Origin of the sequence: Salmonella sp. SAL4457, assembly GCF_046548235.1 — a bacterium.
Lineage (GTDB): Bacteria > Pseudomonadota > Gammaproteobacteria > Enterobacterales > Enterobacteriaceae > Salmonella > Salmonella enterica.
The window spans coordinates 1-248 of the sequence record NZ_JBGDZO010001056.1 but is presented as its reverse complement, the minus strand read 5'-3'; the positions used below and the strand labels follow the sequence as shown (position 1 = coordinate 248).

Annotated in this window: 1 protein-coding gene; it reads right to left on the bottom strand. The window is 66.9% G+C overall.

What is annotated here, in order from left to right:
* On the bottom strand, positions 1 to 212 hold a 212-nt coding region (locus ACLJNW_RS27415), incomplete at its 3' end, for an amino acid permease (protein WP_410961710.1).
* Between the last annotated feature and the right edge of the window lie 36 nt (positions 213 to 248).

The window sequence follows — 248 nt, the reverse complement described above, 5'->3', positions numbered from 1 at the left end:
GCCATCACCTGGGCCATCGAGGGGTTCTTCATCTGCGCCAGTTCGTGCTGCGGCACCACGCCCAGCGACAGCACCGAGACGCAGACCAGCAACAGCAGGGTGACCACGAAGCCGAGCAGGGTTGCGCGGCTGACATCGGCCGCGTGCCGCGCGTGGCTGGCATAGACCGTGGCGCTCTCGATGCCGAGGAATACCCAGACGGTGTAGAGCATGGTGGTTTCCACCTGGCGGGTGACGCTGCCCAGGGC